This window comes from Neomoorella sulfitireducens (genome assembly GCF_024733845.1).
In the GTDB taxonomy this organism is placed as follows: Bacteria; Bacillota; DSM-521; order Neomoorellales; family Neomoorellaceae; genus Neomoorella; species Neomoorella sulfitireducens.
The window spans coordinates 100,179-106,266 of the sequence record NZ_JANRHG010000010.1 but is presented as its reverse complement, the minus strand read 5'-3'; the positions used below and the strand labels follow the sequence as shown (position 1 = coordinate 106,266).

The 6,088-nt window shown below is 52.2% G+C and carries 9 protein-coding genes; all 9 read left to right on the top strand.

Annotated elements, in window-relative coordinates; all coding sequences use genetic code 11:
• The coding region (locus NWF31_RS14825) for a 2Fe-2S iron-sulfur cluster-binding protein (RefSeq protein ID WP_258360782.1) at positions 1 to 81 on the top strand (81 nt) is incomplete at its 5' end.
• A gap of 108 nt (positions 82 to 189) precedes the next feature.
• Complete coding sequence (locus NWF31_RS10930) at positions 190 to 318, top strand: hypothetical protein (RefSeq protein WP_258360536.1); 129 nt, start codon at positions 190 to 192, stop codon at positions 316 to 318.
• Between the two features lie 136 nt (positions 319 to 454).
• Positions 455 to 1,087 (top strand): DUF3786 domain-containing protein, encoded by a 633-nt coding sequence (locus NWF31_RS10925; RefSeq protein WP_258360535.1) that lies wholly within the window; start codon positions 455 to 457, stop codon positions 1,085 to 1,087.
• A complete protein-coding gene (locus NWF31_RS10920) occupies positions 1,075 to 1,944 on the top strand; it encodes a DUF8753 domain-containing protein (RefSeq protein WP_489676601.1) in 870 nt (289 codons plus the stop codon). Before NWF31_RS10925 ends, NWF31_RS10920 begins: the two co-directional genes overlap by 13 nt.
• Positions 1,945 to 2,031: 87 nt before the next feature.
• Positions 2,032 to 2,589, top strand: a complete 558-nt coding sequence (locus NWF31_RS10915; protein WP_258360533.1) for a tetratricopeptide repeat protein — start codon at positions 2,032 to 2,034, stop codon at positions 2,587 to 2,589.
• A 132-nt stretch (positions 2,590 to 2,721) separates the two neighbouring features.
• The gene (gene thiL / locus NWF31_RS10910; RefSeq protein ID WP_258360532.1) at positions 2,722 to 3,729 is read left to right on the top strand and encodes a thiamine-phosphate kinase; all 1,008 of its coding nucleotides are present in this window, start codon (positions 2,722 to 2,724) and stop codon (positions 3,727 to 3,729) included.
• Positions 3,730 to 3,886: 157 nt separating this feature from the next.
• Positions 3,887 to 5,443, top strand: coding sequence for an acyl-CoA carboxylase subunit beta (locus NWF31_RS10905; RefSeq protein WP_258360531.1), 1,557 nt, complete (start codon positions 3,887 to 3,889; stop codon positions 5,441 to 5,443).
• Between the two features lie 31 nt (positions 5,444 to 5,474).
• Positions 5,475 to 5,696 (top strand): hypothetical protein, encoded by a 222-nt coding sequence (locus NWF31_RS10900; RefSeq protein ID WP_258360530.1) that lies wholly within the window; start codon positions 5,475 to 5,477, stop codon positions 5,694 to 5,696.
• Positions 5,693 to 6,085, top strand: coding sequence for a biotin/lipoyl-containing protein (locus NWF31_RS10895; RefSeq protein ID WP_258360529.1), 393 nt, complete (start codon positions 5,693 to 5,695; stop codon positions 6,083 to 6,085). The genes NWF31_RS10900 and NWF31_RS10895 overlap by 4 nt, the downstream gene beginning before the upstream one ends.
• The last annotated feature ends 3 nt before the right edge of the window (positions 6,086 to 6,088 follow it).

Genomic DNA, 6,088 nt, shown 5'->3' with positions numbered 1-6,088 from the left:
AGGGAATTGTCCGGGCATCTCTGTCGCTGCACGGGCTACCAAAACATCATCAAGGCCGTAGAAAAGGCCCTGGCAGATTAGAGACAAATGAAATTAACAAAAATTTAATTTTCCCCCTTGCATTTTCCACCTGTAAGTGTTATCCTGAAGACAGGATGGTGTATACAAAACACCCGAGGAGGCGGGGGTATGGATTACCTGCTGACCTGGATTGCCGGGGAAGAGGTCGATTACCGTTTTGTTAGCGCCGAAGAGTTGGAAAGGGTCCTGGCTGCCGAAGAAGAAAAACATAACTGCATTGTCGTCCCACTGCATTAGACACACCCGGCCGGTAAAAACCGGCTTTTATTTTTTATTAAACCATGATACTTTAAAGAAAAATATACTATGCAAGAATCCCGGCAACAGCAGTACCCCATAAGGTTATATTTTTTAAGAAAGGGGGCGTATTTACTTGGCCCTGCCCTATAATCTTGAAGTTACCCTGGACCTGGCCCGCAGAAAACTGGAACAAAAAAAACCCGGGGAGATAGCCCTTAACAAGGGGGCTTCCTGGGATGGAGACAAAAAAGTGTTAACCCTGACTTCTTTAAACGACGTCTTTTATATATCATACCCCGGTGGAAGCATTACTGCCAAGGACAGCAGTCCTGTCGACCCGCGGTTGCAGGTTTTAATCCTTCACTACCTGGTTGGCCCGGCATTAACCCTTAAAAGTGAATGGATTTCCTTCAAAGAATTGCCCGGCGGCGCCATTTATCAGCAGCCCTTTTATGGTCGCGCCGTTTTGCCCCTGGTCCGCACCTTCGGCCGGGATCCCGACTGCCTCCTCCAGGCCGCCCGGCCCCTGGGTGGCCGGCCGGTAAACCTCGGCGATGCTGGCGTCGAACTACATCCCTTTCCATACTTGCCGGTAAGACTTGCCATCTGGTCCGGAGATGACGAAATTCCTCCCGGCGGCACAATCCTTTTCGACGCCTCGGCGGCGGTAATGTTGGCCACGGAAGATTACGCCGTGCTAGCCGAATACCTTGTTAAACGTTTAAAAAGCCAGGCAAGGGAGTCGAGGCAGTTATCAAGCATGTAGTCAGTATCAGTTTAGGAACCGTTAAAAGGGATTACAAAATAAAGCTCTGTTGCGGCCGGGAGACAATCCTCCTGGAACGGCGCGGCTGCAACGGCCGCCTGGACATGGCTGCCCGCCTCCTAAAAGAACTGGACGGAAAAGTTGATGCCCTGGGACTGGGGGGCGTTAACTTTTATTACCACCTGGGTCAACGGCGTTACCTTTGTCCTGCAGCCCGGTATTTATCCCGCCAGGTAAAAAGGACCCCCCTGGTGGACGGTTCCGGCTGGAAGCAATGGGTGGAACCCCTGGCTGCAGGCAAACTGTTATTTTTACCACCCGGCAGCAGGGCACTGGTAGTTTCCGTACTTGACCGTTTCTGGCTGGCCCGGGCTCTACAAACAGCAGGCTATCCTGTCCTCGCCGGCGATGCCGCCTTTGGTTTAAAGATCCCCCTGGGGTTTCCTTTATCCTTCTTTATACTCTTAGGTTATTTAACCATGCCCTTACTCGCCCGTTTACCCCTGGCCTACCTTTACCCCCTGGGCCCCGAACAGGAAAAATCCCATCCCCGTTACCGCCATCTCTTCGCAAGGGTAAAAATCATTGCCGGGGACTGGCATTTTATCCGGCATCATCTACCCCTATCTCTTACCGGCAAAGTAATTATTACCAGCGGAACCACCCCTGACGATAGGGAACTACTGCGCCGGCGTGGTGCTACCTGGCTCCTGGCGACAACCCCTGTTATCAACGGTTTCAGCCCGGCGGCCAATGCCATGGAAGCCATTTTGGTAGCCATGGGGGTCGCAGCACCCCGGTACCCAGAACTGGCCGGTAAGCTTGGCTGGTTACCTGCCTTATTTCGCCTTCAATAAAAATATTTTCCTCCCATCAATCAGGAGCAATTTACCGCCCAAACTAGCTGTAATTTATCTCCCTTCCCGGCCATAGGATGTACGGGAATGGGGGAGATAGATATGATTGATGCCAGTATTCCAGCCACCTGCTGCATTAATTTCAAAATCCGGCACGCCGGGGAGAGAAAGACTATCGCCCGTTACCTGTACCTGACCCGGCAGGACATACCAACCTGTGCCGGCATCAACCTGAGGGGAAACAAACTGACTATCCGGGGTAACGGCTATGACGGCCGCTGCGCTTTCTGCCGTCGTTTCCGGAAGGCTTTAGAAAAGCACGGTATACGCGTTGACTACACCTGTCCCATGGAATTCCAGGATAATAACTCAAGCCGGCGTATAAAAATAGGCAGCGCTTTTTTTAACCAGAATTTACTGGAAGATGAAGGAAAATACCAATACTTTCTGCGCCGGGCGGAAAGAAACCCCCGGGACCTGGAAGCCAGCCTGGCCCTGGGTATCATCCATGAATACCACGGCCGCTTTGCCCTGGCCCTGGCCAGTTACTGGTACGCCTACAGCCTCGACCCGGAAGATGCCTTTATCAAGGAGCGCCTCCTGGATATCCTATCACTGCTAAGCAATCTATTATCTCCCGGGTAGAAGGATAGATAATATACCAGGGGTAAAAAGAGCAATAACTGCCTTCCTGAGTCGATTCCCCGGCACCTGAACTTGCACCCATCATGTCCCTGTGGCAATATATAGATAGCAAAAATAAGGATGGGAGTAGCTTTGAATTTAAAAACTATCGGTGAGTTTGGCCTTATCGAACGCCTGAAAGCTGGTGCCATTGTAGTACCGGATAAAGTTATTATGGGTATTGGTGACGATGCGGCAGTTTTGCAAGGAGAAAGAGACTACCTTACCCTGGCATCTACGGACATGCTGGTAGAAGACATTCATTTTACCCTGGCTACGGCTACAGCCAGGGAAATCGGCTACAAAACAATGGCCGTTAATGTGAGCGATATTGCCGCCATGGGTGGTATTCCGGAACATGCCCTTATTTCCCTGGGTTTAAGGCCTGAACAGACGGTAGAATTTGTGGACGAGCTTTACGCAGGCCTACGGGAATGCGGCCGGCGTTTTGGGGTCAATATAATCGGCGGCGATACTGTATCATCCCCCCGGGCAATGGTTATAAATCTGGCCATCCTGGGCAAGGTAGAAGAAGGAGCCTGTCTCTACCGCAGCGGAGCCCGGCCGGGAGATGTCCTCCTGGTAACCGGCGATCTCGGCGGGTCGGCTGCAGGTCTGGATACCCTGCTCTCACCGCGCCCGGCACCACCGGAAGCCGTTTCCTTCGCCCGGGAACGCCACTTCCGCCCCACCCCCAGGGTATATGAAATCCGTGCCGCCCTGCCGGCAGGCGGGATAACGGCAGCCGATGATATCAGCGACGGTCTGGTAGCCGAAATATATACCCTTGCCCATGCTTCCAATGTAGGCATTATCCTGGAAGCCGCATCTATACCCATTGCCCCGGCTACCAGGCAACTAGCCACCATTTATCAAAAAAATCCTCTGGACTACGCCCTCTATGGCGGCGAAGATTTCGAACTACTCCTCACCTGCCGGCCGGAAAAGGTGGAAGAAGTTAAAGAAACTGTAATGGAAACCTGCCATACGCCCGTCACTCCTATAGGTTATGCAGTCCCGCCCGGGGAAGGTATCTCCATAATAATTGATGGAAAAAGATTGCCTTTAAATCCCCGGGGGTACGATCACTTCAGTTATTAGCTTAAAACATTGTTCTTGCTGCCCGGGGAAGTACTAGAAGGTGCCAGGGCAAGAAATAGCCCGGTAGAAGGGTGAAAGTTTTTTCGGCAGGACTTGCAAGCTACCATTATTACCTGGTAATATAAGGAGGTAGGGGATAATAAGGAGGATAGTTTAATTGAGTGAAAATGTAAAGGCCCTGTTAGCCGACCTTGAAGCCAGACGAGCTGCAGTCTTTGCCGGCGGTGGTGAAGAACGCATCGCCAGGCAGCATGCTGCCGGCAAGCTTACAGCTCGTGAGAGAATCGAATTACTGCTGGACCCTGACAGTTTCCTGGAAATAGATCAGTTTGTGCGTCACCGGGCAACAGAATTTGGCATGCAAAATATAGAAACACCGGGGGAAGGGGTAGTTACCGGCTCTGGTACCATTAACGGCCGCCGGGTTTTTGTTTACGCCCAGGATTTCACAGTTATGGGTGGCTCCTTGGGGGAAATGCACGCTCTCAAAATTTGCAAGGTCCTCGACCTGGCTCTAAAGACAGGGGTACCGATTATCGGTTTAAATGACTCCGGCGGGGCCCGCATCCAGGAAGGGGTGGCTGCCCTCAATGGTTATGGAGAAATCTTCCGCCGTAATACCCATGCCTCCGGCGTTATTCCCCAGATTGCCGCCATTATGGGGCCCTGTGCCGGCGGCGCCGTCTATTCTCCGGGGTTAATGGATTTTATCTTTATGGTCAACGGCACAGCCCAGATGTTCATTACAGGTCCCCAGGTAATCAAAGCCGTCACCGGTGAAGAGGTTACGCCGGAAGAACTTGGCGGTGCCGCTACCCATGCTACGAAAAGCGGGGTAGCCCATTTCTGTACTCCTACTGAAGAAGACTGCCTGCATTTAATCCGGACCCTGCTTGGCTTTCTCCCGGGTAACAACCTGGAAGACCCGCCCTATGTACCCAGCCAGGACCCGGTTGACAGGCAGTGCCCCAACCTGCGTAATCTGGTACCTGTAGATCCCAATAAACCCTACGACGTTAAAGAAATAATTCGCGGGGTAGTAGACGATGGCCTTTTCCTGGAAATTCAGGCCCACTATGCTGCCAATATAGTTATTGGCCTGGCCCGCCTGGGCGGTTATACTATAGGTATTATCGCCAATCAACCCCGGCACCTGGCCGGATGCCTGGATATCGATGCCGCCGACAAAGCCGCCCGTTTCATCCGTTTCTGTGACGCTTTCAACATACCCCTTCTTACCATGGTCGATACCCCCGGTTATTTACCGGGGGTAGAACAGGAGCAGGGCGGTATTATTCGCCATGGAGCCAAATTGCTGTATGCTTTTGCGGAGGCAGTAGTCCCAAAAATAACCCTGGTGTTGCGCAAAGCGTATGGCGGTGCCTACCTTGCCATGTGTTCCCGCTCCCTGGGCGCGGATCATGTGGTAGCCTGGCCGACAGGGGAAATTGCCGTTATGGGTCCCGAGGGGGCGGCCAATATAATTTTCCGCCAGGAAATTTACCGGGCCGTTGATCCTTCTGAGATGCGCCGGCAAAAAATAGCCGAATACAGGGAGAAATTTGCCAACCCCTATATAGCAGCCGGTTTGGGCCTGGTGGATGCCGTAATTGACCCGGCCCTCACTCGCCGGCATCTAGTTCAGGTCCTTTTAACATTGCTAAATAAAAGAGAAAGCCGCCCGGCAAAGAAACACGGTAATTTTCCCGTATAACTGCATCCATGATCAGGGCAGGTGATATTTTATGTTTATCTATTACCCGCAAATTGTAATAGATAAAGCAGTAGCCCCTGAGATCGTCGCTGCTATTACCGCAGCTATAGCTGCGTATATGCCGGAAGAAACCGGCTGGCAAATCACGGCCATACGGCCTTCAAACTTGAAAATGAAACGCTGGGTCCTGGAAGGACGGCAGGAACTAATGCATAGTTCGCTGGTTTTAGAAAGGAGGCGGAAGGCCGGTTGAAGCGCCATTTTCAGGTTACTGTTAATGGGGAAACTTTTAACGTAGAAGTAGAGGAAGTAGGCGGTGCCCCCGAAAATTTACGTACGGTAATGAAAGGCCCGGCCAAGAAGACAACTGCCGCCTACCAATCCAGCCTTTCCCTGCGTCCTGCCATGACCCAGGATAATCCGGATACCCATACTGTTACCTCGCCTCTACCGGGTACAGTTGTAGAAATAAGGGTTAAACCCGGCCAGAGAGTAAATGCAGGCCAGGTCCTGCTTATTATCGAAGCCATGAAAATGGAAAATGAAGTGCACGCCCCGGCCGGGGGTATTGTCCGGGAAATCCTGGTCCAGACCGGCAGCAATGTTGCCAGCGGCCAACCCCTGGTTATGCTGGGTACTTAATCT

Coding starts and splice junctions, on each gene's coding strand:
- NWF31_RS10930 (WP_258360536.1), top strand. CDS start 190: ATGGATTACCTGCTGACCTGGATTGCCGGGGAAGAGGTCGATTACCGT.
- NWF31_RS10915 (WP_258360533.1), top strand. CDS start 2,032: ATGGGGGAGATAGATATGATTGATGCCAGTATTCCAGCCACCTGCTGC.
- NWF31_RS10900 (WP_258360530.1), top strand. CDS start 5,475: ATGTTTATCTATTACCCGCAAATTGTAATAGATAAAGCAGTAGCCCCT.